Raw genomic sequence first — 25,832 nt, 5'->3', positions numbered from 1 at the left:
ATCAAGGAGCACAACACCCCATGAACCCGGCAGTGTCCTCGGCGTCCAGCGAGCGGCTGGCCTCCTTCTCCGCGAACGGCGCCCACGGCTCGGTGCTCGTCATCAACTCCGGCTCGTCGTCGGTGAAGTACCAGCTCGTCAACCCGGTCGGAGGCGAGGCGATCGCGTCCGGCCAGGTCGAGCGCATCGGTCAGGACGACGGCATCGTCACGCACAAGTTCGCGGGCAACAAGACGACGCAGATCATCGACGTGCCGGACCACTCGGCCGCGCTGCGCATCATCATGGAGCTCTTCACGGTGCACGGCCCGGACCTCGCTGAGGCCGACGTCGTCGCCGTCGGGCACCGCGTCGTCCAGGGCGGCTCGTACTTCTCCGGCCCCGCCGTCATCGACGACGAGGTGCTCGAGAAGATCCGGTCGCTCATCCCGCTCGCTCCCCTGCACAACCCGGGTCACGTCGCGGGCATCGAGGTGGCGCGCGAGCTGCTGCCGCACGTGCCGCACATCGCGATCTTCGACACGGCGTTCTTCCAGACGCTCCCCGAGGCCGCGTACACGTACGCGATCGACAAGGACGTCGCGGAGGCGCACGCGATCCGTCGCTACGGCTTCCACGGCACGAGCCACCAGTACGTCTCGGGCAAGGTCTCGCGCGTGCTGGGCCGTCGCCTCGACGAGCTCAACCAGATCGTCCTGCACCTCGGCAACGGCGCGTCCGTGTCCGCCGTGCGCGGCGGCGTGGCGGTCGAGACGTCGATGGGCCTCACGCCTCTCGAGGGCCTCGTCATGGGCACGCGCTCGGGCGACGTCGACCCGGCGGTCATCTTCCACCTGGCGCGCAACGCGGGCATGTCGATCGACGAGATCGACGACCTGCTCAACAAGAGGTCCGGCATGAAGGGGCTCTCGGGCGAGAGCGACTTCCGTGCGATCCACGAGCTGGTCGCGCAGGGTGACGAGGCGACCAAGCTCGCGCTCGACATCTACATCCACCGTCTCAAGAAGTACATCGGCGCCTACCACGCGATCCTCGGGCGCGTCGACGTCATCACGTTCACGGCGGGCGTCGGCGAGAACGACGAGATCGTGCGTCGCCTCACGGTGCGGGGCCTCGAGTCGCTCGGCATCGCGATCGACGAGGGCCGCAACGACGAGCGCAGCCGCGACCCGCGGATCATCTCGCCCGACTGGACGTCGACGCTCGTCATGGTCGTCCCGACGAACGAGGAGCTCGCGATCGCGCGCCAGTGCGTCGCGGTCGTCGACGAGCTCGCGTCGGGCGCGGATGCGTCCGAGGACGAGCCCGCGGCGGTCTGACACCTCCCTGCACGACGACGCCGGCCCGGCACCCCTCACGGGGTGCCGGGCCGGTCTCGTACCTGCGGGGAGCTCAGGGCATCCGCAGCGCGAGCACCTGCGCGCCCGGAGCTGCTCGCTCCCGGGCTCGTGCCGGACACGCTCCGAGCTACTTCACACGAGTCGCGCGACGGTGCCACGCCACGGTGACGACGGCCGCGACTGCGAGTGCGACGAGGGCAGGTGGAGCCCACTCGATCATCGACGAGACCGTGAGACCGTCGAAGTCGCCCCGGGTGGGAGGGATGAACAGGCTGAGGTACATCGTCATCTCCGTTCAGATCTGGACAGACGTGACTGTCATCGTCCTTCAGGTCGCGGGACGAGTCCGCCGACCAGGTGCGCGTCCGGGCTGGCGAGAGCTGCATCTCGTCGCAGGGCTCTGTAGGCGAGCGCTCCGACGACGAGCGCGACGACGCCGAGCGCACTGACGTGCGCGACAGATCCGGTCGACGGAGCCGACATGCGGACGACCCCGGTGATGTCCAGCGGCATCAGCGCGCACGCGGCCGCGAACGTGATGCCCGCAAGGTACCCGCTGCCCCTCGAGGCGCCGATCCAGAGAAAGGAGAGAGCAGTCAACGTCGCCACGCCGGGAATCGGCGCTTGCACGGACAGGACCCCGAGCACGAGGGCGATGAACGCCGCCCAGCGGAACCCCCGGACATACAGAGGCTCCCCGAAAGGCACGGAGAGAGCGCGTGCGACGACGAGCGAGGCTGCGGGGAGGAAGACCGTCAGGAGCGAAGCGAGGGGGTGGTCGAGAGCACAGACGGCCGCAAAGAGGGCGACGGCTCCAGCCAGAACAGCAAGGTGACGCCCTACGAGCCGATCAGGGAGCCTCGACATGTGCGCCAACCTCGATTCCGTCGCGAGCCCGAGTGCTTGGAGCGCACCGTACCAGTTCGCAGGCTCGTGAGTCGGCGACATCGGACCCACCGGTCGAGCCGCTCTGTTCCGGCCCGACGGTAGCCACGGCGAGACAGACAGGTCAGGGCATGCGCAGCGCCCGCAGGGCGCGCAGCCCCGTCGTGAGGAGCTCCTGCCCCTTGCCGCCAGGGAGCTTGAAGAGCTCGTCGAGGCTCGCGCCGTGGCCGACGAGCCGCTGGACGACGATCGTCTGCGGCTCGGTCATCGCCTCGATGCTCTCGCGACCGTGGCGGCGGCCGAGGCCGGACTGCTTGAAACCGCCCATGGGTGCGGCGACGGAGCCCCACGCGGACGCGTAGCCGTCGTTGATGCCGACAGACCCGGCTTCGACGCGCGCAGCGAGCTCGCGGCCGCGGTGGGTGCTCGTCGTCCAGATGCTCGCGTTGAGGCCGTAGTCGGTGTCGTTCATGAGGCGCACCGCCTCGTCGTCGTCGCGCACGACGCGCAGCGTGACGAGCGGGCCGAACGTCTCCTCGCGCGCGCACAGCGCGTCGTCGGGGACGTCGGTGAGGACTGTCGGCTCGTGGAAGAGCGGACCGAGGTCGGTGCGGTGGACGCCGCCGACGAGCACGCGGGCGCCACGGCTCAGCGCGTCGTCGACGTGCTGGGTGACGCGCTCGAGCTGTGCGGGGGTCGTGAGCGAGCCGACGTCGTGCGTGTAGTCGAGGCCGACGCCGACGCGCAGCGCGCGCACGCGCGCGACGAATGCCGCGGTGAAGGCCTCGGCGACCTCCGTGTGGACGTAGAGTCGCTCGATCGACATGCAGAGCTGGCCGGTGTTGCCGAAGCACGCGCGGACGGCGCCGAGCGCGGCCGCGTCGACGTCAGCGTCCGCGGCGACGTAGAGGGGGTTCTTGCCGCCGAGCTCGAGGGTCGCGCCGACGAGGCGGCCGGCGGCCTGCGCGGCGACCTTGCGGCCGGTCGCGGTCGAGCCCGTGAAGACGACGTGGTCGACGGCGTCGACGAGTGCAGCGCCGACCTCTCCCCCACCCGCGACGACGCGCAGGACGCCGCGCGGCAGCCCGGCGCGCAGGAGCGCCTCGGCGGCCCACAGTGCCGTGAGCGTCGTCTGCGGGTCCGGCTTGAGGACGACGGCGTTGCCCGCGAGCAGCGCGGGAAGGGCGTCGGACAGCGCGAGCGTCAGCGGGTAGTTCCACGGCGCGATGACCCCGACGACCCCGACGGGACGACGGTGGACGCGCGCGGACGTGAGGACGGGCAGCATGCCCGGCACGCGCCGGTCACGCAGGTAGGAGGCGCCGCGGACGCCGTAGTGACGCGTCACCTGCGCGAGGTCAGCGACCTCCTCGAAGGCGCTCGCACGCGACTTGCCGTTCTCGAGCTGGACGAGGTCGAGCACGTCGGACTGCTCCGCGAGAACGATGTCCCCGAGCGCGAGCAGGACGCGTGCACGGTCGGCGACGGACCGCCTAGCCCACGCGCGCTGCGCGGCACGTGCCTCGGTGACCGCACGCGCGACGTCGTCGGCCGTCGAGACCGGCACCGACACGAGCGGCGCCCCGGTCTGCGGCGACCGCACGAGCGTCTCGGCGGCACCGGGCGACACGACGAGCTGCCGCAGCAGATGCGTGAGGTCCTCGGGCTCGAGGACGTACGTCGAGCCGACGTCCTCGGGATCGAGCGGCCCCTCGGTCGTCGGCGCGGCAGCGCCCGTGGTGGGCTCGGACAGGTTCTCCTCGCGGCCGGCGTCGTCGGCGGTCGCGTCGGGCTCGTGGCTCATGGTCCGAATCTACGTCCTGCCTCTGACAGTCCGCTGGGTTTCACCTCTCCGCGAACCGTGGAACCTCCCCGGCGCGGGGACGCTGCCGGTTGCGATGACGTCACGATGCGGGCGCCCCATGCCGCGATCCGGGCGCAGTTCGCTAACGTGCGCACAACAGGACGCGGATGCCCGCGTCGCCCCAGCCGGAGGTGCCCACCATGCCGTCCGCACGTCGAGGCGCCGCACTGCTCGTCGCGATCGTCCTTTCCGCCGTCGCCACCGGATGTACGGCGGACAGCCCAACGCCGACGGCGGCGCCCACGGCTCCGACCGGAGGGGCGTCCACCAGCACCGTGTGGGACCCGATGTCGTGGGAGCCGACCGTCAGGATCGAACCGATCGCGATGACCGAGGCCGAGAAGCTCGCCTGGCGCCAGGAGCAGATCACCGACGAGGCACATCACCTCGGCTACGACCCGGTCCCCGAAGTTGCTCTCGTCCGATGGACGACGAGCAACGTCGACTGGGCCACAGCTGTGGCCGAGTGCCTCACCGACGCCGGCTTCCCCGCCACCCCGGACAAGTACGGGGGCATCCTCTCGGAGGAGCTTCCGGAGGCGCAGGAGGCGGCCAACAGTCGCGCTCACTTCACCTGCAACGCGAAGTACACGACCGATCCCGTGATCTCCCAGGAGTGGACCAACGAGCAGCTCGGGCTCACCTACGACTACTGGGAGCAGTACTTCATCCCGTGCATGGCGGCGCACGGCATCGAGGTCGACCAGAGCAAGAAGCCGACGCGCGAGGCGTACATCGCTGCGTTCCACACGCCTGAACGCCTTGACTGGTGGCCCAACGGGGCGCTCGAGGCACTTCCCCCCGAGAAACGGGACGAGATCGCCCCGCAGTGCCCGTCCTACGTCCCGGCGGCATTCTTCTTCGGGTCCTGACGCCGAGCCGGCGGCGCGCGCAGCGAGGTCGACACCGGAACGCCGCAGCCCGCCGACGCGGAGGCGTCGGCGGGCTGCGGCGTACGTGCGGGAGGCGCGTCAGTGCGGCTGGTACGGCGAGACGACGACCTCGACGCGCTGGAGCTCCTTGAGGTCCGAGTAGCCCGTCGTCGCCATCGAGCGGCGCAGGGCGCCGACGAGGTTGAGCGTGCCGTCGGCGCGGTCGGACGGGCCGAAGAGGATCTGCTCGAACGTGCCGGCCTGGCCGACCTCGACGCGGTGGCCGCGCGGGAGCTGCATGTGGTGCGCCTCGGAGCCCCAGTGGAAGCCCTGGCCGGGAGCGTCGGTCGCGCGGGCGAGGGCCGCGCCGACCATGACGGCGTCGGCGCCGCACGCGACGGCCTTGACGAGGTCGCCCGAGCGGCCGATGCCGCCGTCGGCGATGACGTGCACGTAGCGGCCGCCCGACTCGTCGAGGTAGTCGCGACGCGCCGCGGCGACGTCGGCGACGGCCGACGCCATCGGGGCGTGGATGCCGAGCGTCGTACGCGTCGTGTGGGCGGCACCGCCGCCGAAGCCGACGAGGACGCCCGCTGCGCCCGTGCGCATGAGGTGGAGCGCGGCCTGGTAGGTCGCTGCGCCGCCGACGATGACGGGCACGTCGAGCTCGTAGATGAACCGCTTGAGGTTGAGCGGCTCGGCGTTGCCCGAGACGTGCTCGGCCGAGACCGTCGTGCCGCGGATGACGAAGATGTCGACACCGGCCGCGAGGACGTCCGCGTAGAACTCCTGCGTGCGCTGCGGCGTGAGGGCGCCCGCGACGACGACGCCCGCGTCACGGATCTCCTTGAGGCGCGCCTTGATGAGCTCGCCCTTGACGGGCTCGGAGTAGATCTCCTGCATGCGCGTGGTCGCGCGGGCCTCGTCGAGCGACGCGATCTCGTCGAGCAGCGGCTGCGGGTCCTCGTAGCGGGTCCACAGGCCCTCGAGGTCGAGGACGCCCAGGCCGCCGAGCCGGCCGAGCGCGATCGCCGTCGCGGGGCTCATGACGGAGTCCATGGGGGCGGCGAGGATCGGCGTCTCGAAGTGGAAGGCGTCGATCTGCCAGCCGACTGACACGTCCTTCGGGTCGCGCGTGCGCCGCGAGGGCACGATCGCGATGTCGTCGAAGGAGTATGCGCGGCGCCCGCGCTTGCCACGGCCGATCTCGATCTCGTTGCTCACGTCCCCCAGGGTACCGCGAGGAGGTGCCAGAACCCGTGACTGTCGTCCCGGCGACCGCTGCGGCAGAGTGGGGCCATGATCACGGACGACGACCTCACCCACCTGCGACGCTGCGTCGAGCTCGCGCGCGAGGCCCTCGACGACGGGGACGAGCCCTTCGGCTCGGTGCTCGTCGACGCGTCGGGCCGGGTCCTCGCTGAGGACCGCAACCGCATCAAGGACGGCGACCGGACACGCCACCCCGAGCTCGAGCTCGCGCGGTGGGCCGCGGCCCACCTCACGCCGGCCGAGCGCGCGGGCGCGACTGTCCACACGTCGGGGGAGCACTGCCCCATGTGCGCGGCGGCGCACGCCTGGGTGGGGCTCGGACGCATCGTCTACGTCGCGAGCTCCGCACAGCTCACGGAGTGGCTCACCGCGTGGGGCGTCGCGCCGGCCCCGGTGCTGCCGCTGCCCGTGCAGGCCGTCGCGCCGGGCGTCGTCGTCGAGGGGCCCGTGCCGGAGCTCGCCGGCGAGGTCCGAGCGCTCCATGCGCGTCTCCACGGCGCGCTCTGACAGCGGACCGGGGCCGGCCGGCGTCGTCGGGCTGCTCCGGCCACGCTCCCGTCAGGAGCCCGGGGTCCAGACGAGGGCGACGAGGATCAGCGCGAGCCCGAGGTAGCTGAGCACGATGCCGATGATCGCGACGGGGCGACCCCGCTCCCCGGTCAGCGCGATCTGGCGGAGCGCGACGTGCCCGAGGACCGCGCCGACGAGCCCGCCGACGCAGCCGAGGACGAGCGACAGGACGGCGGCGACGTTCACCGCCTCCGGGGCGGCACCCGGCACGGGAGGCGGCCCCTGCCCGTCGGCGGCGTGCCCACCGTCGACGCGGTCGAGCCGTCGCGAGGAAAGCAGTGCCACGACCCATCCCGCGAGGCCGAGCACGGTCACGAGCCCGAGAGCGCGCGGGTCTCCCACCTCCAGCTCGGGGACAGCAGGTCCGAGGACGGCGTCGGCGACGGTGCCGCCCAGCTCCGCGACGAGCAGGGCGGCGGCGACGAGCCCCAGGGAGAGCGCGAGCCGACGACACTTCCTGGCCCGCGCGGCGTCACGTCTGTCCGCCACGACGAGGAGGACGGCGCCGGCGATCCCCGCGGCGGCGGCCACCCCTCCGGCCAGGACGAGTCCGGTCGCGCCGAAGACGATCATCACGGCAATGTCTGTGTGGTCGAGCAGGGAGAGGTTCCACGGCCGCACGACCGCGAACGTGGCGACAGCCCCGACCGCCGCGCCGACGGCACCCACGACGGAGTACCTGGATCTCGGCGCCCGGAGCTCGGGCATCGACGCGGTCGGAGGCGACGCGGCCGTCGGCAACCTGACCCACGGTGTGGGCGGCGGAGGGGCGTCGCCGTCCGGCGCCTCGAGCGACACCCTGGGGACCTGCGGGACGACCGACCCGCCGCCACGGTTCCGGAGGTGCGTGAGGATCGCCGTGAGCGCGCCGAGCACCGCCACGGCGCGCGCGACCCACGTCGGCCAGGCGGAGGTCACGAGCCACCACCGGTCGAGAACCTCGTCACCACCCTCGGGCAGCGCACCTGCGTAGAGCATGAGGGCGAGGTTGACGAAGAACCACGGGACGAGGAAGACCGTCCAGAGGACGATGCCGACCTTCCGCGCGCGCAGCGAGAGCGCGACGAGGCCCGCGATCGCGAGAACCGCAAGCAGCGGGACGCCGAAGTACCACCCGATGAGCGTCGCGAAGTTGTCCCCGAACGGCGCGACGGGAAGATTGACGACGACCGCACAGAAGACCGCCACCGACGCACCGATGACCCCCACCACCTCGACCCAGGTGCGAACGCCCCGTGGCGGGGCGGGCAGGTCCTTCCAGCGGCGCTGGACGTCCGGGGGCGGCGTGCGGAACGGGTCCTCCCCGAAGCCCGGACCTGGCGGGTGCGGCGGACCGTGCGGGTGCAGCGGGCCGGGCGGCAGGTCGGTCATGTCGGCACCTCGATGTGCTCGCGAGCGCCCCTGTGCGGCTCGTCGTGGGCCGAACCTAGCAGACCAGCGGGATCCGTGGCAGTCCGGCCACGGATCCCGCCAGCCTCGACCTGGTGTCAGTCGAGCCGCGCGTAGGCGCCGATGGTGAGGAACGTCGGGAAGTCGTCCCCGCACGCGACGTCACGGAAGATCTGTGCGGCCTCCTCGATCCTGTCGCCCGGCGTGCGTGGCAGGTCCTCGACGATCTGCGCGAGCAGCGCCTCGACCCGTTCGACCGTCACGGGCGCTCCCCCGACGGTCCGCGTGCCGTTGTGGATCCACTGCCACACCTGCGAGCGCGAGATCTCCGCGGTGGCCGCGTCCTCCATGAGGTGGTCGATCGCCGCGGCGCCCGTGCCCCGCAGCCACGAGGCGATGTAGCGGACGCCCACGGAGATGTTCGCGCGCAGCCCCTCGGCGGAGACGCCCGCGCCGGCCGACGCCGACGAGACGTCGAGCAGGTCGCGCGCAGTGACGTGGGCGTCCTCGCGCAGCCGGTCACGCTGGTCGTCGCGACCCTCGAGCACGGCGTCGAACTCCTCGCGCGCGTACGGGATGAGGTCGGGGTGCGCGACCCACGTGCCGTCGAACCCGTCGGTCGCCTCACGACGCTTGTCCGCCCGGACCTGCGCCTCGGCACGCTCCGTCACCTCGGGCCGACGACGGTCGGGGATGAACGCGCTCATCCCGCCGATCGCCTGCGCCCCACGCTGGTGGCACGTCGCGACGAGCAGCTCCGTGTACGCCCGCATGAACGGGACCGTCATCGTCACAGCGCCGCGGTCCGGCAGGACGAAGAACGAGCCGCGACGGCGGAAGTTCTTGATCATCGAGAACAGGTAGTCCCAGCGGCCGGCGTTGAGGCCCGCGCAGTGGTCGCGCAGCTCGTAGAGGACCTCCTCCATCTCGAACGCCGCGGGCAGCGTCTCGATGAGGACGGTTGCGCGGATCGTGCCGTGCGGCAGGCCCAGGCGCTCCTCCGAGTACGAAAAGACTTCGTCCCACAGCCGCGCCTCGCGCCGCCCCTCGAGCTTGGGCAGGTAGAGGTACGGGCCGCGGCCGCGGGCGACCAGCTCGCGCGCGTTGTGGAAGAGGTAGAGGCCCGCGTCGACGAGCGACGCCGACGCAGGCGTCTCGGTGCCCGCGCGGTCGACGGACCGCAGGTGCTTCTCGATGAGGTGCCAGCCGCGCGGCCGGAAGACGATCGTCGGCAGGTCCGTGAGCGTGCTCGACGGCAGGCGGTACTCCTTGCCCTCGGGTGAGGTGTGCTCGAGCGTGCCGCGGATGCCGTCGTGCAGCGAGACCTGCCCGCCGACGACGTTCTCCCACGTCGGGCTCAGCGCATCCTCGTGGTCGGCGAGCCACACGTCCGCGCCGGAGCCGAGGGCGTTGATCGCCATCTTCGGGTCCGTCGGGCCGGTGATCTCGACGTGGCGACGCTCGAGGCCCGGGCCGGGACCGGCGACGCGCCACGTCCGGTCCTCGCGGACGTGCCGCGTCTCGGGCAGGAAGTCGGGGTCGATGCCGTCCTCGATCATCTGCCGGGCGCGCTGGCGCTCGACGAGGAGGTCGTGGCGGCGGGCCGCGAAACGGTCGTGGAGCTCGGCGACGAAGTCGAGGGCGTCGGGCGTGAGGATCTCCTCGCCGCGGGGGCCGGCGTCACGCGTCGGACGGATCGTCGGGCGCGTGCGGGGCGGGGACGTCGGGGAGTCGGTCGTGAGGGTCATGGCGTGCTCCTTCGGGAACGCCGGCGCGGGCACCTGGTGCCCGCGCCGGCACGTGCGGGGTGGGGTCAGAACTGCTCGGTCTCGGTGGACCCGACGAGCGCGAGGGTGGCGCTGTCGGGGTTGAGCACTCCTGCGACGCGGTCGAAGTAGCCGGTGCCGACCTCCCGCTGGTGGCGGGTCGCGGTGTAGCCGTCGGCCTCGGAGGCGAACTCGGCCTCCTGGAGCTCGACGTACGCGCTCATGCCGCGGTCGCGGTAGCCGCGGGCGAGCTCGAACATCGAGTGGTTGAGGGCGTGGAAGCCCGCGAGGGTGATGAACTGGAACGCGTAGCCGTAGCTCGCGAGCTCGCGCTGGAAGCGGGCGATGGTGTCGTCGTCGAGGTGCTTCTTCCAGTTGAACGACGGCGAGCAGTTGTAGGCGAGCATCTTGCCGGGGTGCTCGGCGTGGATGGCCTGGGCGAACTCGCGGGCCAGGCCGAGGTCGGGCTCGCCCGTCTCGACCCAGATGAGGTCGGCGTACGGGGCGTAGGCGAGGCCGCGCGTGATGACGGCGTCGAGGCCCGGACGCGTCCGGTAGAAGCCCTCCGAGGAGCGCTCGCCCGTGAGGAGCGGACGGTCGCGCTCGTCGATGTCGCTCGTGATGAGGTCGGCCGCGAGCGCGTCGGTCCGGGCGACGACGAGGGTCGAGGCACCGGCGACGTCGGCCGCGAGCCGCGCCGAGGAGAGCGTGCGCACGTGCTGCTGCGTCGGGACGAGGACCTTGCCGCCGAGGTGGCCGCACTTCTTCTCCGACGCGAGCTGGTCCTCCCAGTGCACGCCCGCCGCGCCAGCCGTGATCATCTGGTGCATGAGCTCGTAGGCGTTGAGGGGGCCGCCGAAGCCGGCCTCGGCGTCCGCGACGATCGGGGCGAGCCACTCGCGGGCGGGCCGGCCGAGCTCGGCGGTCTCGATCTGGTCGGCGCGCAGGAGCGCGTTGTTGATGCGGCGGACGACGGCCGGGACGGAGTTCGCGGGGTAGAGCGACTGGTCGGGGTAGGTCTGTCCGGAGAGGTTGGCGTCGGCGGCGACCTGCCAGCCGGAGAGGTAGATGGCCTTGAGTCCGGCGCGGACCTGCTGGACGGCCTGGTTGCCGGTGAGGGCACCGAGGGCCGGGATCCACTCCTCGGTGCGGAGGAGCTCCCAGAGGCGCTCGGCGCCACGGCGGGCGAGCGTGGGGTCCTCACGGACGGAGCCGCGCAGGGCGATGACGTCCTCGGCGGTGTAGTCGCGGCGGATGCCGACCCAGCGGGGGTTGGTCGCCCAGTCGTGGGCGAGCTCGGCGGCGGTCTGGGTCTGGTCGCCGGGCAGGACGCGTGCAGATGCGACGATCTTCTCGCCCATGCCGTCGGCGGTGGTGCTCCGGGGGGTGAAGGTGGTCGTGCTCACGGTGTCCTCCTTGGTCTGCGGCTCCTTGCTGGCGCCGTGAATCAAGGTTCTTCCGTCACGCAACCCTTTCGCAGCCCAACTCTCGCGTAAAGAATCCTTGTTCTTTACGCTGCGAGAAGTTCTCGGGGGCACGATGCGCCCAACGGGTCCAGGACGTTCCCGCGCTGCGGCCCACCAATGTCCGACGCACCTGCAAGGATCGTCCCGAGCGTGAGCACCACGCTCGGAACCGACGACGAACGGGCGATCATGACTGATGTGAACCGCGACGCAGCACCCGACCTCTTTTCCGACTCGTGGGCCTCGGGCCCCCTGCTCGGCTTCGACACCGAGACGACGGGCGTGAGCACGTCGTCCGACAGGATCGTCACGGCGGCGCTCGTGCGCCGCGACCCGCTGCGCGGGACGACGGTCGACACGTGGCTCATCGACCCGGGCGTCCCCATCCCGGAGGCCGCGTCCGCGATCCACGGCATCACGACCGAGCACGCACGCGAGCACGGCGTCTCCCCGTGGGTCGCCCTCGAGGAGATCGCTGCGCGCATCGCCGCCGACCTGCGCGCGGGCGTTCCCCTCGTCGCGTTCAACGCGACGTTCGACGTCTCGATCCTCGAGGCCGAGCTCGTCCGCCACGGCCTGCCGACGCTCGCCGACCGCCTCGACGGCCCCGTCGTCGGGGTCATCGACCCGCTCGTCATCGACCGCAAGGTCGACCGGTGGCGCAAGGGCAAGCGCAAGCTCGTCGACCTGTGCGGCGTCTACGGCGTCGACGACGCGGTCGCCCTCCACACGGCGGACGTCGACGTCATCGCGACCCTCGACGTCCTCGCCGCGATGGTCGAGCGCCACCCCGCGCTCGGCGAGATGTCGCTGCGCGACCTCCACGGCTTCCAGCAGGAGGCCCACCGCGAGTGGGCCGCGAGCTTCAATGCGTGGCGCGCGTCCAAGGGCCTCGAGGGCCCGGGCGCCGGCCTCGAGTGGCTCGTCGACGAGCGGTAGCACCCGCTTCTGCCGCAGGGCCGCCACGCGCCGCGGCGTACGCTGCGCGAGAGGGCCGACGACCCCGGTCTCTCGCACCGCAGGTCCCTTCGGCGGAGGTCGCAACGATGAGCACAGCACGCCCGGAACGTGAGCACGGCCGCGCGCTGCTCGACGACCTGCTGCCCCCGCTCCTCGCGCGCGGCGACGTCGACGTCGCACCGATGTTCGGCTCCCACGGCGCCCGTGTGCGCGGCAAGATGTTCGCGTTCGTCTCGACAGCTGGCGACCTCGTCGTCAAGGTGACCGAGCAGCGCGCGACCGAGCTCGAGGACTCCGACACCGGCGCGCGCATGGAGATGCGCGGCCGTGTCATGCGCGAGTGGATCGCCGTGCCCCAGACGCACCTCGACGCATGGCCCGTGATCCTCGCCGAGGCCTGCACGTATGTCGAGTCCCGCCTCCCCACCGACCGACCCGGAACGAGAACCGAACCCGCATGAGCCACACCGTCCCCCTCACGCTCGAGCACGTCCGCGGCGCCCTGCGCCTCGAGCCCACCGCGCGCGGCGTCGCGCCCCACCGCCTGCCCGCGTGGGCGCTCGCGCAGGCCGCGGACCCGCAGCTCTCGATGGTCGAGGCCCAGGGCGCGGGCGTGCGGATCGCCCTGCGCACCGCCGCAACCTCGGTGACGCTCACGGCCCACCGCACGCGCGTCACGTACGCGGGCGCTCCCGCACGGCCGGACGGCAGCATCGACCTCGTCGTCGACGGCGAGGTCGTCGCCCGACGGCGCACGAGCGGCGGCACGACGACCGAGCTCGACATGGCGACCGGCATCCCGACCCTCATCCCGGGCGACGACCTCGTCGTGACGTTCGACGGCCTGCCGGCCTACGCCAAGGACGTCGAGATCTGGCTGCCGTTCAACGAGACTGTCGAGATCGTCGAGGTGAGCGCGAACGCCCCTGTCGAGCCGCCGGCCTCGGCAGGTCGCCGCTGGCTGCACCACGGCTCGTCGATCAGCCAGGGCTCCAACGCTGCCCGCCCGACGGGCACGTGGGCTGCGGTCGCCGCCCGGCGCGGCGGCGTCGAGCTGCAGAACCTCGGCTTCGGCGGCGCCGCGCTGCTCGACCCCTTCGTCGCGCGCACCATGCGCGACACCCCGGCCGACCTCATCTCCGTGTCGCTCGGCATCAACCTCATCAACTCCGACCTCATGCGGCTGCGCGCGTTCCGCGCGGGCATGCACGGATTCCTCGACACGATCCGCGACGGCCACCCCACCACGCCGCTGCTCGTCGTCACGCCCCTGCACTGCGCCATCCATGAGGCGACGCCCGGTCCGGGCGCGTTCGACACCGAGGCGCTCGCCGAGGGCCGGCTCGCGTTCAAGGCCGTCGGCGACCCCGCCGAGGTCCCCGCCGGACGTCTCACGCTCGAGACGATCCGTGCGGAGACGACCCGCCTCGTCACCGAGCGCCAGGCGGGCGACCCGCACCTGTTCCTGCTCGACGGGCTCACGCTCTACGGCGCGGCCGACGAGGCCGCGCACCCCCTGCGCGACAGCCTCCACCCCGACGCCGACACCCACCGCTTCGTCGGCGATCGCTTCGCCCACGCGGTCTTCGCCGAGGGCCCGTTCGCGGGCTGAGCGCCGGTCTTGTTGCGTCGGGGCACCCCAGCTGGGTGCCGCGACGCAACGAACCGATCGCCCAGCAGAGGCCAGCAGGGTCAGGTCGGCCCCGCGATCAGTCCCGCCGCAGCACCACGACGGAGTCGTCGAGCTCGGCCTCGGTTCCGTCCGGCCCGACGGCCGCACGCCGGCGCACCTCGGCGACCTCGACCGTCCAGCCGTCGTCGACGAGACCGATCTCGGCGATCTCGGACTCAGGCGTCGGGAACTCCCTGTGGCCCGCGTGCTCGGCCGACATCCACGGCGGCGGCGCCGCGTGCGCGACGACGACGAGCCGCCCGCCCGGCACGACGTGCTGCGCGATGCGACGCAGGATGGCGCCGCGCGAGAGCTCGACGGGCGACTGCAGGAAGCTTGCGGTGACGAGCTCGAAGGTGCCGTCGGGCTCCCATGTCGCGAGGTCCCCGACGATGAAGCGCGCGTCGAGCCCCTCCGCCGCAGCGGCCTCGGCGCCGCGCGCGACGGCGGTCGGCGAGATGTCGACGCCCGTCGCGTCCCACCCGTGCCGTGCGCACCACGCGACGTCACCGCCCTCGCCACACCCGAGATCGAGCGACCTGCCGGGCTCGAGATCCTGCACGACGATGGCGGTCGACGCGTTGACCTTGCCCGACCAGCGACGCCCGCTCTCGGCGTACTGCGCCTCCCAGAACTCCGCCGGGGGCCGCTCGTCGTGCCCGTGACCGTGGGTTCCGTGACCGTGTGCGTCGCTCATGCCGCCAGCGTGCGCGACCACGACGCCCGGCCGCAAGTCCGCCCACTATCCCGCGTCAGCCCTGCCCGGCCCCGTCCCACCCGCTGAGGCGCGGCCCCTCGGGACGCGGCGCGCCCGGCCGCACGGGGTACGGCGTCACCTGCGGCCCGACGGCGATCCCCCGGAAGCGCATCCTCGAGTGCCCACGCCCGCCGAGGACGATCCGGTACTCGGCGTCGTCCCACGGCAGCGCCTGCTTCTGCTCGAAGCACCAGCGCAGCTGCACGGCCACGGGGTCGCCGCCGACGAGGGCCGCGACCCGCACGGACACCTCGCTGGCGTCGGCCGGGGACTCCGCGATCAACTCCTCCGCGCGACCTGACCACAGCGCGACGAGGAGGATCCGCTCGAACAGCGTCGGCGCACGCCCGGACAGCACGGTCGCCCGCAGGTCGGCCCGGTGCCGCCCGGGAACTGCCGGGTCGGCCGAGGTCCACGCGAGCGTCGCGAGCGTCGCGAGGATCGACCTGTCGACGCGCGGCCGCCCGACGAGCCCGAGCGCCGCGAGCCGCGTCCCGAGCACCTGGACGAGCGACCCGTCGAGCCCTCCGGGAGCCGCGTCGCGATCACGCGGATTCTCGTCGAGCACGAAGGGGTCGATCGCACGGATCGCGTCGGCCGGCACGAGCGGCACGTCGACGCGCACGCGGGAGGCAGCCGTGTCGAGCAGCTCGTCCCCCGTCGCGACGACGTCGCCTGCGAGGACGATCGGTCGGCCCCACGGGTCGAGGACGACCCTCAGGGCGTCGCGCGCGACGAGGTCGACGAGCACGGCCGCCGCGACCATGCGCTCGACGTCGAGCATCGTCCGCTCGACGCGCCCCGAGCCGGGGTCGACGAGGAGGAGCGGCAGCAGCTCGGCGGGGATCACGATCCGACGGTAACGGAGCGCACCTCGCTGGTCGCGCCGCGCTGCGCACCTCAATGCGCACGGCACTGTCGCGGAACAGTCGCGGCCACTAGCATGGGAACGCTTCCCGACGAGTCTGACGAGGTGGACATCGATGACGACACGCCCGCACCGTCGGCGCCGCGGCCTCGCCATGACGCTCCTCGTCGCGAGCCTCGGCCTCGCAGCCTGCTCGCTCCAGCTCAACCTGGGCAAGGACGACCAGACGCCGACGCCCGACCCGTCGATCGGCCAGCTGGGCGTGAGCTTCGAGATCGGCTCGCGCAACGAGCACCACCCGGACGGCGCGGGCCCGCTGCGCATCGGGGACCCCGACATCCTCCGGCAGAAGTACGTCGACGGCGGGTGGGACCTCCTCTCGTGGTCGACGCGCTACCGCTTCCCCGTCGCGGTGACGGACACCGAGGGCCGCACGTGGGAGGTCCAAGGCCTCACGGAGGACGCCGGGGCACTCTTCGACGGCGCGTTCCGCGCCGACGGACCGGTCGCTGTGACGGCCGACGTCGACGGCCCCGTGACGCTGCTCGTCCCCGACCTCACGGACGGCGACGGCACGTCGCCCAGGAAGCTCTTCGTCCAGCCGCTCGAGTCCGAGATGGAGTCGACCCTCCGCGACAGGCCCGAGCACCCGCGCCTCTACGTCGACGCCTCGACGTTCGGGTCGATCGTCGAGCAGGCGGGCGGCGTGGCCTGGCACGAGATCCAGAGCGCGGAACCGGGACGGGGCGGACCGGCCGAGCCGACGGTCGTCGACGTCTGGCTCATGTATGGCAAGAACGCTCTCAGCGACTCCGAGGCCTACGACTTCAACGCCACGATCGAGGCCGCGGGCTTCGACATCCCGGCTCACCTCGGCTGAGCCCTCAGCCAGCAGCAGTCAGCGTCCGCCGCGACGTGAACTCCCGCCGCTCCCCCGTCAACGGGTCGTCGAAGGCGATCGAGCGCGCGAGCAGCTGCAGCGGGTCGGAGTAGTCGTCGGGTGCGACCTCGCGCTCGACCGGGTAGAGACGGTCGCCGACGATCGGCGCACCGAGCCCCGCGAGGTGCACCCGCAGCTGGTGCGTCCGCCCCGTCTCGGGTCGGAGCTGCACGAGCGCGCGCCCGCCCGGGAGCGGGCGCATGAGCGACACGTGCGTCACCGCGTTGTCGTCGCCCGGCACAGTCACGGCCTGGTGGACGCCGTGCTGCTTGACGATCCGTGAGCGCACCGTCGTCGGCAGCTCGAGCCCTGGGGGCAGCGTGACGACCGCCTCGTAGACCTTTGCGACCTGCCTGCGCGCGAAGAGCTCCTGGTAGGCGCCGCGCTCCTCGGGCCGCGTCGTGAGGACGAGGACGCCTGCCGTCGGCCGGTCGAGCCGGTGCGCGGGCGAGAGCCCGGGCATCCCGAGCGAGCGTCGCAGCCGCGTGAGGACAGTCTCCGTCACCCACGCCCCGCGCGGTGTCACCGCGAGGAAGTGCGGCTTGTCGACGACGACGAGGTGCTCGTCGCGGTGGAGCACCTCGGACTCGAACGGCACGGGAGCCTCGGGAGCGACGTCCCGGTAGAGGAACGCGAGGCCTCCCCCGGGGTACGGAGAGGTGAGCGTGTACGGCCGGCCGAGCTCGTCGACGACCTCGCCCGCGCCCACCTGCTCGCGCAGGCGCTCGGCGTCGCCCGGGAAGCGCGCTTCGAGGTAGGAGACGAGCGAACCCCACGCCTCCTCGCGCGGCAGCGCGAGGCGCGTGGGGTTCAGCCCGTCCCGCACGGGCAGGGGCGCCGGTCGCCGGCCTCGCCGGCTCACGCGCGCCCCGCGTGCAGGCGACGCATCAGCGACCCGTGTAGTTCGGGGCCTCGACCGTCATCTGGATGTCGTGCGGGTGGGACTCCTTGAGCCCCGCCGCCGTGATGCGCACGAACTTGCCGCGCTGCTGGAGCTGCGGGATGGTGTGCGCGCCGACGTAGAACATCGACTGGTGCAGGCCGCCGACGAGCTGGTGCGCGACGGCACCGAGCGGGCCGCGGTAGGGCACCTGACCCTCGATGCCCTCGGGCACGATCTTGTCGTCGGAGGCGACGTCCGCCTGGAAGTAGCGGTCCTTCGAGTACGAGACCTTCTTGCCGCGCGACGCCATGGCGCCGATCGAGCCCATGCCGCGGTAGAGCTTGTACTGCTTGCCGTTGACGAAGACGAGGTCGCCGGGCGACTCGTCGCAGCCCGCGAGCAGCGAGCCGAGCATGACGGTCTCCGCACCCGCGACGAGCGCCTTGGCGATGTCGCCCGAGTACTGCAGGCCGCCGTCGCCGATGACCGGCACGCCCGCGGGGCGGCAGGCGAGCGACGCCTCGTAGATCGCGGTGACCTGCGGGACGCCGACGCCCGCGACGACGCGCGTCGTGCAGATCGAGCCCGGGCCGACGCCGACCTTGACGGCGTCGATGCCGGCGTCGACGAGCGCCTGCGCGCCTGCACGCGTCGCGACGTTGCCGCCGATGAGCTGGACGTCCTTGAAGTACGGGTCCTTCTTGAGCTTCGCGATCATCTCGAGCAGGAGACGTGCGTGACCGTTCGCGGTGTCCGCGACGAGCACGTCGACGCCCGCGTCGCGCAGGGCGCCCGCGCGGTCCATCGCGTCGCCGAAGAAGCCGATCGCGGCACCGACGCGCAGACGACCCTCGCCGTCCTTCGTCGCGTCCGGGTACTGCTCCGTCTTGACGAAGTCCTTCACCGTGATGAGGCCCTGCAGACGACCGTCGGCGTCGACGAGCGGAAGCTTCTCGATGCGGTTCTTGCCGAGCAGCGCCGCGGCGTCCTCGCGCGAGATGCCGACGGGGCCGGTGACGAGCGGCATGGGCGTCATGACCTCGTGCACCTTGCGGGCGCTGAAGTCCGCCGGGGGCACGAAGCGCAGGTCGCGGTTCGTGATGATGCCGACGAGGCGACGGTCGCCGTCGACGACCGGCAGGCCCGAGACGCGGTACTGGCCGCACAGCGCGTCGAGCTCGGCGAGCGTCGCGTCGGGGCCGACCGTCACGGGGTCGGTGATCATGCCGGACTCGGACCGCTTGACGAGGTCGACGTTCTTCGCCTGGTCGGCGATGGACAGGTTGCGGTGGATGATGCCGATGCCGCCCTGGCGCGCCATGGCGATCGCCATGCGCGACTCTGTGACGGTGTCCATCGCTGCCGAGAGCAGCGGGATGCGCATCGTGATCTCGCGCGTGAGGCGCGCGGTCGTGTCGACCTCCGACGGGATGACGTCGGTCTCGTTGGGAAGGAGCAGGACGTCGTCGTACGTCAGTCCTTCGAAGGCGAACGGGTTCGGCATGTCGGCGAGGAAGGCAGGCTCGGTCACCCGGTCATGGTACGTCCCGGGGACCGGGGCGCGCGGTGACGTCCGTCTCCTGAGCGGCCCGTGAGGCAGGGCTCAGGACAGGCGAGACGCGAACGCCTGCACCTCGTAGAACAGGCCGGAGAAGGAGCGCACACGCTGGACGTTCGCGGCGAGCGGCACGTTGGCGGCCGTGGCGTCGTCCGCGAGACCGACGAAGATCGGCAGCTCGGGCTCGTTCGCGTGAAGGTTCTCGACGATCCCGAGATCGGGCGACGGGTTGAGCGCGACGAGCGCGACCGCGACGGGGCGGACCATCGCGACGATCTCCTGGACACGGTGCGCGTCGGTGCGCCCGACGACGACCCTCGCCATGACGCCGCGTGCCGTGAGCGCGGAGGCGAGCGTGTGCGCGGCGAGCGGGTGCGGCTCGTCCTGCGGGATGAAGACGAGCACGATGCGGCGCATCTGGCTCGGGTGCGGCGTGCCGAACTCGTGCTCGTGCGCGGCCTGCCGGTCGCGCAGCGCGCGCAGCCCTGCGGCGACGAGCGGCGGGAGGAACGACTCTCCTGGCTTGGCGAGGACGGTCCGCTCGGAGAGCTTGGCGAACGCGGGGACGACGAGGTTCGTCCACCACGTGAGGATGTCGTCCGACGCGCCGATCGCGAGCAGCTCCGCGAGTCGCCCCTCGTCGAAGGTCAGCGCAGCCTCGACGACGTCGGAGGGTCCCACCTGCGCGGGGGCAGCGTCCGCGCGCGGCGCGAAGTGGACGACGCGGGGCTCGGGCTGCCCGGGGCCGCCCGAGTGCTCGGCGCGTCGCCGCGCCTCTTCCTGCTCGATGACGGCCTTGTCGCGGTTGGCGCGCTCGACCTCGAGGTCGGCCTCGAGCGCAGCACGGGCCGCATCGGCCGGGGCGACGCCCTCGATCGTCAGCCGCTGCATGACGAGGAGCCGCAGGACGTCGTCGCGCGTGTAGCGGCGGTGGGAGCCGGCAGAGCGCTCGGACGGCCCGAGCCCGTAGCGGCGGTCCCACGTCCGGAGCGTCGCGGGCGCGACACCGAGACGCTTGGCGACGACGGCCACCGCGACCCCCGGGTTCGCCGCCCGGACGGCAGCAAGCTCGACTGGCGCGTCGGGGACGCCGAGGGCGTCGTCGGCGACGTCTCGCTCACTGGTCATGGCTCGATTCTGCCCAGCGTCGCGCAACCGCGCCAACCGGGGCCCGCCTCGCCCGGCTTGCACCGGGCACGGGCACGCGCAACCGCGCCGACATCGCGTCGTCGGCGCGATTGGGGCCGGTGCCCGCGCGCAAAGCGTTGCACGGACGGGACTTGAACAAGTTCTGACCAAGTTGTAGCGTTCATGCAGCGCACAGGTCCTCCGAGGGGGAGATCAAGATCCGTGCCGAGGGGACGCAGGCCACCTCGCAGGCCTGCAACGAGGAGCAACCGAACATGACCGAGATCTCGCGCCTTCCCGGACCCGTGATGGACCTGTGGGAGTGGCAGTACCAGGGGAACTGTCGCGACGCCGACGACACGCTCTTCTTCCACCCGGAGGGTGAGCGCGGCAGCGCCCGCCGCCGTCGCGCCGAGGCGGCGAAGGCCATCTGCCACTCGTGCCCCGTTCTCCAGCAGTGCCGTGAGCAGGCGCTCCGCATCCGCGAGCCCTACGGCGTCTGGGGCGGCCTCTCCGAGGACGACCGCGCTGCGATCCTTGCCGACCCGCGCCGCGCGCAGGCCGTCTGACACCAGCATCGACGGACCCCGCAGCCCTCGACGGGCTGCGGGGTTCGTCGCGTCCGGGGCGCAGCGGCCCGCACGGTCGGGTCGACGCGGCCGTGGGCGTGGGCGCCAGTGATCAGTCTCGGGCCGGCTCGATCCCGAGCTGCCGCCGCACGCCCTCGATCCCCTGCAGCTCGACGGCCGGCCGCTCGGCCGCGAGCCACGCGGTGCGCGTGAGCCGGAAGCGACGCGACTCGACGACCTCGTCGCCCCGGGACGCACGGTGCACGCCGTTGTCGACGTAGCCGACCTTCTCGCTCACGCGCTGCGAGCGCGGGTTGTCGACGAACGCCTCCGACGTCACGTCCTCGGCGCCGAGGCCCTCGAACGCGAGGTGGACCACCGCGCGTCGCATGCGCGTGCCGATCCCCCTGCCCTGGTGCTCGAGCCCGAGCCACGAGCCCGACGCGACGGTCCGGCGGACAGGGAAGTGCTTCGCGAAGATCGACTGCATGCCGACGAGCTCGCCGCCGACGAGCACCGCCAGCTCGAGGTTCCAGGCGTCGGGGGCGAGCGCGGCCCGCGCGCCCCAGTGGTAGGCGAGCAGTCCGCGCCGCAGCGCGTCGGGCTCCGCCTGCGTCCACGGCACGAGGAAGGGCATCGCGTCGGGCGCGTGCACGCCGCGGACGGCAAGGTCGGCGAGCTGCAGCAGGAGCTCGTCGTCCGCGAAGCGCAGCTCGAGATCCCCCTCGATGACGCGGAGCGCGGCGATCGGCCAGGCCTCGGTGAGCGGTGTCGTCGTCATGCCGGAACGCTACCCGCGCGGCCTCGGCGACGCACGGACTTTTGTCCGGGTATGACGGAACCCCGCCGCCCCAGGAGGGGCGGCGGGGTTCCGGCGTCGCGGGGCTGGTGTCAGCCGGCGACAACGGCGAGGATGTCGCGCACGGAGAGCACGAGGTACTCCTCGCCCGCGTACTTGACCTCGGTGCCGCCGTACTTGGAGTAGATGACCTTGTCACCCACGGCGACGTCGAGCGGGATGCGGTTGCCCTTGTCGTCGACACGGCCGGGGCCGACAGCGAGGACCTCGCCCTCCTGCGGCTTCTCCTTGGCGGTGTCCGGGATGAACAGACCGGAGGCGGTGGTCGTCTCGGCCTCGATCGCCTTGATGACGATCTTGTCCTCGAGCGGCTTGATGGGGACCGACACGTCGGACCTCCCCTTCACGTTGTGGCTACGGATAGGTGGGCGTGGACGGGGACTGCCGGGCGCCGTCGCGGGGGTCGCACCGAGTCCTCGTCCCATCTCGCGAGGAGATGTTCCACCCCCAAATCTAGGCCCGGGTTAGCACTCGGTCAACATGAGTGCCAGCACGCCCAGGGCTGTCCGCCACGGGCGGAACACCGAGGCGCGACGCACCCCGTTCAGCCGCCGAGCTGCGTGACGAGCACGCTCGCGACGGACAGGTAGATGACGAGGCCCGTGCCGTCGACGAGCGTCGTGATGAGCGGCCCGGAGACGACAGCCGGGTCGACGCCGAACCTCCGCAGCACGAAAGGCAGCGTCGAGGCCAGGAGCACCGACCACAGGACGATGAGCACGATCGCGACCGAGACCGTGAGCGCAACCTCCCCACCAACGCCGAGCACGAGCGCGCGCACCCACGCGAGGCCCGCGATGCACGCCGCGAGCAGCACGCCCGTCGTCATCTCCTTGCGGACGACCGCGAGCACGTGCCGCGCCCGCACCTCCCCGAGCGCCATCGCGCGCACGAGCGTCGTCGTCACCTGGGTCCCGGTGTTCCCTCCCGTCCCGATGAGCAGCGGGATGAAGAACGTCAGCGCGACGACGGTCGCAAGCTCGTCCTCGAAGTGCCGCAGCACCGAGCCCGTGCACATCTCGGCGACGAAGAGCACGGCGAGCCAGCCGACGCGCCGCCGCCACAGGAGCCACGGCGACGCCTCGAGGTAGGGCACGTCGAGCGGGGACGAGCCGCCCTGACGGTCGGCGTCCTCGGTCGCCTCGGCATCGGCGGCCACGGACATCGCGGCGCGCAGGTCTGCGACGAGCACGTCGGTGCGGCTGCCGTCGGGCCCCACGACGCCGACGCGGGTACCCGGGTCGGCAAGCAGGTCCAGGAGCGCGGTCTCCGCGCGCGTCGTGACCTCGGCCGGATCGGCAGTGGTGGCAGGGCTGACAAGGGTCGTGCTGGGGATGAAGGACTCGGTACGCATGCGTCCGCCTCTCCTCGTCCGGGCGCACGGCGGCGCCCGGATACGGGTTCGTGGGCGGGGCGTCGAGGACGCCCGTCGTGGCGCGCGGCAGGTGCCGGGCACGCACGAGGCGACGACGGGGTCGGTGCGTCCGGGCGCTCAGAAGGAGCGCGTGGTCAGCGCACGAGGACGGGCCGTCGCTCGGGACGGAGAATGGCTGGGGGGCTCCACGACGGTCACCTCCTCGGGTCGGGCTGCACGGCCCGCACGGCGCGGGCACCTCGCACCCTAGGCGATCCGCCCTCGAACGGCCAGGTCCGGGGCCGCGACGGGCGTGTCCGCCACGGGTGCCCGTCGCCGCGGCCCACGGGGCGTGGAAGGATTCACGCATGGACCGCACCGCCCTCTCACTCCTGCTCCAGCCCGACGGGTGGGAGCTGTTGCAGGCCATGCCGCCGTACCACGAGGAGACGGCGATGCAGGTCTCGGAGAAGCTCCGCGCCGCGGGCGTCGACCCCGCGCTCGTCGCCGCGGTCCTCACGCAGTCGCGTCTGCGCACGAAGGCCCGGGACAAGTTCGGCGAGTTCGCGGACGGCATGCTCTTCACGCCCGACGGCCTCGAGCAGGCGACGCGTCTGCCGGTCGCTGCGCGCCACGCGCAGCGATTCCTCGCTGCGGGCGTCACGAAGGTCGCCGACCTCACGTGCGGGCTCGGAGCGGACTCCATGACGTTCGCGGCCTCGGGCCTGCGCGTCCTCGCTGTCGACCGCGACGAGGAGACGGCGGCCCTCGCGACCGTCAACCTCCGCCACTTCCCCGAGGCCGAGGTCCGCCTGGGCGACGGCCTCGCGCTCGACCTCGCGGCCGAGGGTGTCGACGGCGTCTACGCCGACCCCGCCCGCCGCACGGGGACGGGCACGCGCATCCTCGACCCGCGCGCGTACGCTCCGCCGCTCGACGACGTGTGGCACCTGCGCTCGACGGTCCCCGCGGTCGGCATCAAGGTGGGCCCCGGCATCCCGCACGCAGGCATCCCCGACGACGCAGAGGCGCAGTGGGTCTCGCTCGACGGGCACGTGCTCGAGGCCGGCCTCTGGTTCGGCCCGCTCGCCGAGGCGCCCGGTCGCTCGGCGCTCGTGCTGCGCACGCGCCCCGACGGTTCCGTGAGCGCTCGCTCGCTCGCCCCGGTCCTGTCCGACGACGACGTCGAGGTCGGCCCCGTCGGTGCGTACCTCTTCGAGCCCGACGGCGCCGTCGTCCGGGCCGGCCGCGTCGCGACCGCGGCCCGCGAGCTCGGTGGACGCCTCCTCGACCCGACGATCGCGTACGTGACGACCGACGCCGTCCCGCAGGACTGGGCCGACGCCCGCGCCGCGGGCGAGGCGACGATCGCGACCGGCTACCGCGTCCTCGACACGCTGCCGTTCTCGCTCAAGCGCCTCAAGGCGTACCTCCGCGAGCGCGGCGTCGGCCGCCTGACGATCAAGAAGCGCGGCACGGCCGTCGTCCCCGAGCAGCTCCGCAAGCAGCTCGCGCTCCACGGCCCGCACGAGGGGCACATCGTCCTCACGCGCATCGCAGGAGCCCAGTCGGTCCTCGTCGTCGAACCCCTCACCCCTGCCACGTCCGGGACGGAGCACTGACATGCACCTGCCGTTCGCACCCTCCGAGCGCTCGACCGTCGGCATCGAGTGGGAGCTCGCGCTAGTCGACAAGGACTCGGGCGACCTGCGCCAGGTCGCGCAGACCGTGCTCGACGCCGTCGAACCCGCAGGCGGCGGCCAGCACCCGCACATCCGCCAGGAGCTCCTCCTCAACACCGTCGAGGTCGTCTCGGGCGTCAACCGCACCGTGCGCGCCGCGGGCGACGACCTCGAGCGCGCGATCGAGGAGATCCGCACGGTGACCGACCCGCTGCGCGTCGAGCTCATGTGCGCCGGCACGCACCCGTTCGCGCGGTGGGCGCAGCAGAAGGTCACGGACAAGCAGCGCTACGCGACGCTCATCGACCGCACGCAGTGGTGGGGCAGGCAGATGCTCATCTACGGCGTCCACGTCCACGTGGGCATCGAGGACCGTTCCAAGGTCCTGCCCATCGCGCGCGGCATGCTCGCGTACTTCGGCCACCTGCAGGCCCTGTCCGCGTCGAGCCCGTTCTGGGGCGGCAAGGACACCGGCTACGCGTCGAACCGTGCGCTCATGTTCCAGCAGCTGCCGACGGCCGGGCTGCCGTTCCAGTTCGAGCAGTGGGACGAGCTCGAGGGCTACGTCGACGACATGGTGCGCACGGGCGTCATCGACGCGTTCGACGAGGTCCGCTGGGACCTGCGCCCCTCCCCCCGCTTCGGCACGCTCGAGACGCGGATCTCCGACGGCACGTCGAACATCACCGAGGTGCTCGCGCTCGCCGCGCTCACGCACTGCCTCGTCGAGCACCTCTCGACGTTGCTCGACGAGGGCAAGGAGATCCCGACGCTGCCACCGTGGTTCGCGCAGGAGAACAAGTGGCGCTCGGCGCGCTACGGCATGGACGCGATCCTCATCCTCGACCGCGACGGGGAGGAGGAGCTCGTGCGCGACGCCGTGGCCCGCCTGCTCCACGAGCTCGAGCCGACGGCGGCGCGGCTCGGCTGCCTCGACGAGCTCGACCACGTGCGCACGATCCTCCGCAAGGGGGCGGGCTACCAGCGGCAGCGCGCCGTCGCGCGACGCAACGGGGGCGAGCTGGGCCCGGTCGTCGAGAACCTCGTCGCCGAGCTCCGCGCAGGACGCCCCCTCTGACCCACCCCTCCCGACGGATCGACGCGTCCCCGTCCGTCCACGCCAGTCCCTCCGCTCCCCCTCTTCCCGACGGATTGACGCTTTCCCCCCATCGAATGGG

Annotated in this window: 25 protein-coding genes; 10 read left to right on the top strand and 15 right to left on the bottom strand. The window is 72.4% G+C overall.

The annotated features are described in order from the left end of the window. The first annotated feature begins 20 nt into the window (after positions 1-20). Complete coding sequence (locus G7063_RS03525) at positions 21-1,319, top strand: acetate kinase (protein WP_166413156.1); 1,299 nt, start codon at positions 21-23, stop codon at positions 1,317-1,319. A 148-nt stretch (positions 1,320-1,467) separates the two neighbouring features. Here the strand turns inward: G7063_RS03525 and G7063_RS03520 are convergent, their stop codons facing one another. From G7063_RS03520 to G7063_RS03510, 3 genes are all read right to left on the bottom strand, one after another. Then, on the bottom strand, positions 1,468-1,623 hold the full coding sequence (locus G7063_RS03520) for a hypothetical protein (RefSeq protein WP_166413155.1): 156 nt from the start codon (positions 1,621-1,623) through the stop codon (positions 1,468-1,470). A gap of 35 nt (positions 1,624-1,658) precedes the next feature. After that, positions 1,659-2,207, bottom strand: coding sequence for a hypothetical protein (locus tag G7063_RS03515; RefSeq protein ID WP_166413154.1), 549 nt, complete (start codon positions 2,205-2,207; stop codon positions 1,659-1,661). A gap of 142 nt (positions 2,208-2,349) precedes the next feature. After that, complete coding sequence (locus G7063_RS03510; protein WP_166413153.1) at positions 2,350-4,029, bottom strand: succinic semialdehyde dehydrogenase; 1,680 nt, start codon at positions 4,027-4,029, stop codon at positions 2,350-2,352. Between the two features lie 200 nt (positions 4,030-4,229). Between G7063_RS03510 and G7063_RS03505 the strand changes: the two genes are divergently transcribed. Further along, positions 4,230-4,961 (top strand): hypothetical protein, encoded by a 732-nt coding sequence (locus G7063_RS03505; protein WP_166413152.1) that lies wholly within the window; start codon positions 4,230-4,232, stop codon positions 4,959-4,961. A gap of 99 nt (positions 4,962-5,060) precedes the next feature. Here the strand turns inward: G7063_RS03505 and G7063_RS03500 are convergent, their stop codons facing one another. Continuing rightward, on the bottom strand, positions 5,061-6,185 hold the full coding sequence (locus G7063_RS03500; RefSeq protein ID WP_166413151.1) for a GuaB3 family IMP dehydrogenase-related protein: 1,125 nt from the start codon (positions 6,183-6,185) through the stop codon (positions 5,061-5,063). A gap of 75 nt (positions 6,186-6,260) precedes the next feature. Here G7063_RS03500 and G7063_RS03495 point away from each other — a divergent pair, with 75 nt between their 5' ends. Continuing rightward, the gene (locus G7063_RS03495; protein ID WP_166413150.1) at positions 6,261-6,740 is read left to right on the top strand and encodes a nucleoside deaminase; all 480 of its coding nucleotides are present in this window, start codon (positions 6,261-6,263) and stop codon (positions 6,738-6,740) included. A gap of 51 nt (positions 6,741-6,791) precedes the next feature. Here the strand turns inward: G7063_RS03495 and G7063_RS03490 are convergent, their stop codons facing one another. From G7063_RS03490 to aceA, 3 genes are all read right to left on the bottom strand, one after another. Further along, positions 6,792-8,174, bottom strand: a complete 1,383-nt coding sequence (locus G7063_RS03490) for a DUF4190 domain-containing protein (protein ID WP_166413149.1) — start codon at positions 8,172-8,174, stop codon at positions 6,792-6,794. Between the two features lie 116 nt (positions 8,175-8,290). After that, complete coding sequence (gene aceB, locus G7063_RS03485) at positions 8,291-9,940, bottom strand: malate synthase A (protein WP_166413148.1); 1,650 nt, start codon at positions 9,938-9,940, stop codon at positions 8,291-8,293. 65 nt (positions 9,941-10,005) lie between these two features. Beyond that, on the bottom strand, positions 10,006-11,319 hold the full coding sequence (gene aceA / locus G7063_RS03480) for an isocitrate lyase (protein ID WP_166415179.1): 1,314 nt from the start codon (positions 11,317-11,319) through the stop codon (positions 10,006-10,008). A 255-nt stretch (positions 11,320-11,574) separates the two neighbouring features. On the opposite strand from aceA, the gene G7063_RS03475 reads away from it, so the two are divergent. The 3 genes from G7063_RS03475 to G7063_RS03465 all read left to right on the top strand — a co-directional run bounded on the left by G7063_RS03475 (position 11,575) and on the right by G7063_RS03465 (position 13,996). Then, entirely contained in the window at positions 11,575-12,363 is a 789-nt protein-coding gene (locus G7063_RS03475) for an exonuclease domain-containing protein (protein WP_370520732.1), read from the top strand. A 107-nt stretch (positions 12,364-12,470) separates the two neighbouring features. Beyond that, positions 12,471-12,845, top strand: coding sequence for a TfoX/Sxy family protein (locus G7063_RS03470; RefSeq protein ID WP_166413147.1), 375 nt, complete (start codon positions 12,471-12,473; stop codon positions 12,843-12,845). Continuing rightward, positions 12,842-13,996 carry an SGNH/GDSL hydrolase family protein gene (locus tag G7063_RS03465; protein WP_166413146.1) on the top strand — a complete coding sequence of 385 codons (1,155 nt, stop codon included), beginning with the start codon at positions 12,842-12,844 and terminating at the stop codon, positions 13,994-13,996. Before G7063_RS03470 ends, G7063_RS03465 begins: the two co-directional genes overlap by 4 nt. Positions 13,997-14,093: 97 nt before the next feature. On the opposite strand, the gene G7063_RS03460 is transcribed toward G7063_RS03465, so the two are convergent. Both G7063_RS03460 and G7063_RS03455 read right to left on the bottom strand, forming a co-directional pair. After that, positions 14,094-14,753: a bifunctional 2-polyprenyl-6-hydroxyphenol methylase/3-demethylubiquinol 3-O-methyltransferase UbiG gene (locus G7063_RS03460; RefSeq protein ID WP_166413145.1), complete on the bottom strand. Its 660-nt coding sequence runs from the start codon at positions 14,751-14,753 to the stop codon at positions 14,094-14,096. Between the two features lie 55 nt (positions 14,754-14,808). Next, the gene (locus G7063_RS03455; protein WP_166413144.1) at positions 14,809-15,663 is read right to left on the bottom strand and encodes a GPP34 family phosphoprotein; all 855 of its coding nucleotides are present in this window, start codon (positions 15,661-15,663) and stop codon (positions 14,809-14,811) included. Between the two features lie 133 nt (positions 15,664-15,796). On the opposite strand from G7063_RS03455, the gene G7063_RS03450 reads away from it, so the two are divergent. After that, on the top strand, positions 15,797-16,561 hold the full coding sequence (locus G7063_RS03450; protein WP_166413143.1) for a hypothetical protein: 765 nt from the start codon (positions 15,797-15,799) through the stop codon (positions 16,559-16,561). A 4-nt stretch (positions 16,562-16,565) separates the two neighbouring features. Here the strand turns inward: G7063_RS03450 and G7063_RS03445 are convergent, their stop codons facing one another. The 3 genes from G7063_RS03445 to G7063_RS03435 form a co-directional block, all read right to left on the bottom strand. Further along, on the bottom strand, positions 16,566-17,483 hold the full coding sequence (locus G7063_RS03445; protein WP_240916169.1) for a pseudouridine synthase: 918 nt from the start codon (positions 17,481-17,483) through the stop codon (positions 16,566-16,568). Between the two features lie 25 nt (positions 17,484-17,508). After that, positions 17,509-19,008 (bottom strand): IMP dehydrogenase, encoded by a 1,500-nt coding sequence (guaB, locus tag G7063_RS03440; protein ID WP_166415176.1) that lies wholly within the window; start codon positions 19,006-19,008, stop codon positions 17,509-17,511. Between the two features lie 99 nt (positions 19,009-19,107). After that, on the bottom strand, positions 19,108-20,190 hold the full coding sequence (locus G7063_RS03435; protein ID WP_206188201.1) for a MerR family transcriptional regulator: 1,083 nt from the start codon (positions 20,188-20,190) through the stop codon (positions 19,108-19,110). A 275-nt stretch (positions 20,191-20,465) separates the two neighbouring features. Between G7063_RS03435 and G7063_RS03430 the strand changes: the two genes are divergently transcribed. Beyond that, entirely contained in the window at positions 20,466-20,759 is a 294-nt protein-coding gene (locus G7063_RS03430) for a WhiB family transcriptional regulator (RefSeq protein WP_166413142.1), read from the top strand. 112 nt (positions 20,760-20,871) lie between these two features. Here G7063_RS03430 and G7063_RS03425 read toward each other — a convergent pair whose 3' ends face one another. From G7063_RS03425 to G7063_RS03415, 3 genes are all read right to left on the bottom strand, one after another. Beyond that, positions 20,872-21,540 carry a GNAT family N-acetyltransferase gene (locus G7063_RS03425; protein ID WP_166413141.1) on the bottom strand — a complete coding sequence of 223 codons (669 nt, stop codon included), beginning with the start codon at positions 21,538-21,540 and terminating at the stop codon, positions 20,872-20,874. A gap of 110 nt (positions 21,541-21,650) precedes the next feature. Then, positions 21,651-21,947: a co-chaperone GroES gene (gene groES, locus G7063_RS03420; protein WP_166413140.1), complete on the bottom strand. Its 297-nt coding sequence runs from the start codon at positions 21,945-21,947 to the stop codon at positions 21,651-21,653. A gap of 215 nt (positions 21,948-22,162) precedes the next feature. Further along, positions 22,163-22,972 carry a magnesium transporter gene (locus tag G7063_RS03415; RefSeq protein WP_166413139.1) on the bottom strand — a complete coding sequence of 270 codons (810 nt, stop codon included), beginning with the start codon at positions 22,970-22,972 and terminating at the stop codon, positions 22,163-22,165. A 368-nt stretch (positions 22,973-23,340) separates the two neighbouring features. On the opposite strand from G7063_RS03415, the gene G7063_RS03410 reads away from it, so the two are divergent. Next, positions 23,341-24,594 carry a class I SAM-dependent methyltransferase gene (locus G7063_RS03410; protein WP_166413138.1) on the top strand — a complete coding sequence of 418 codons (1,254 nt, stop codon included), beginning with the start codon at positions 23,341-23,343 and terminating at the stop codon, positions 24,592-24,594. A 1-nt stretch (position 24,595) separates the two neighbouring features. After that, entirely contained in the window at positions 24,596-25,732 is a 1,137-nt protein-coding gene (locus G7063_RS03405; protein ID WP_166413137.1) for a glutamate--cysteine ligase, read from the top strand. The last annotated feature ends 100 nt before the right edge of the window (positions 25,733-25,832 follow it).

The sequence above is a fragment of the Sanguibacter sp. HDW7 genome, assembly GCF_011300875.1.
Classification (GTDB): Bacteria; Actinomycetota; Actinomycetes; order Actinomycetales; family Cellulomonadaceae; genus Flavimobilis.
Note: the sequence above shows the minus strand (reverse complement) of the source record. Positions and strands in the feature narration are given on the sequence as shown.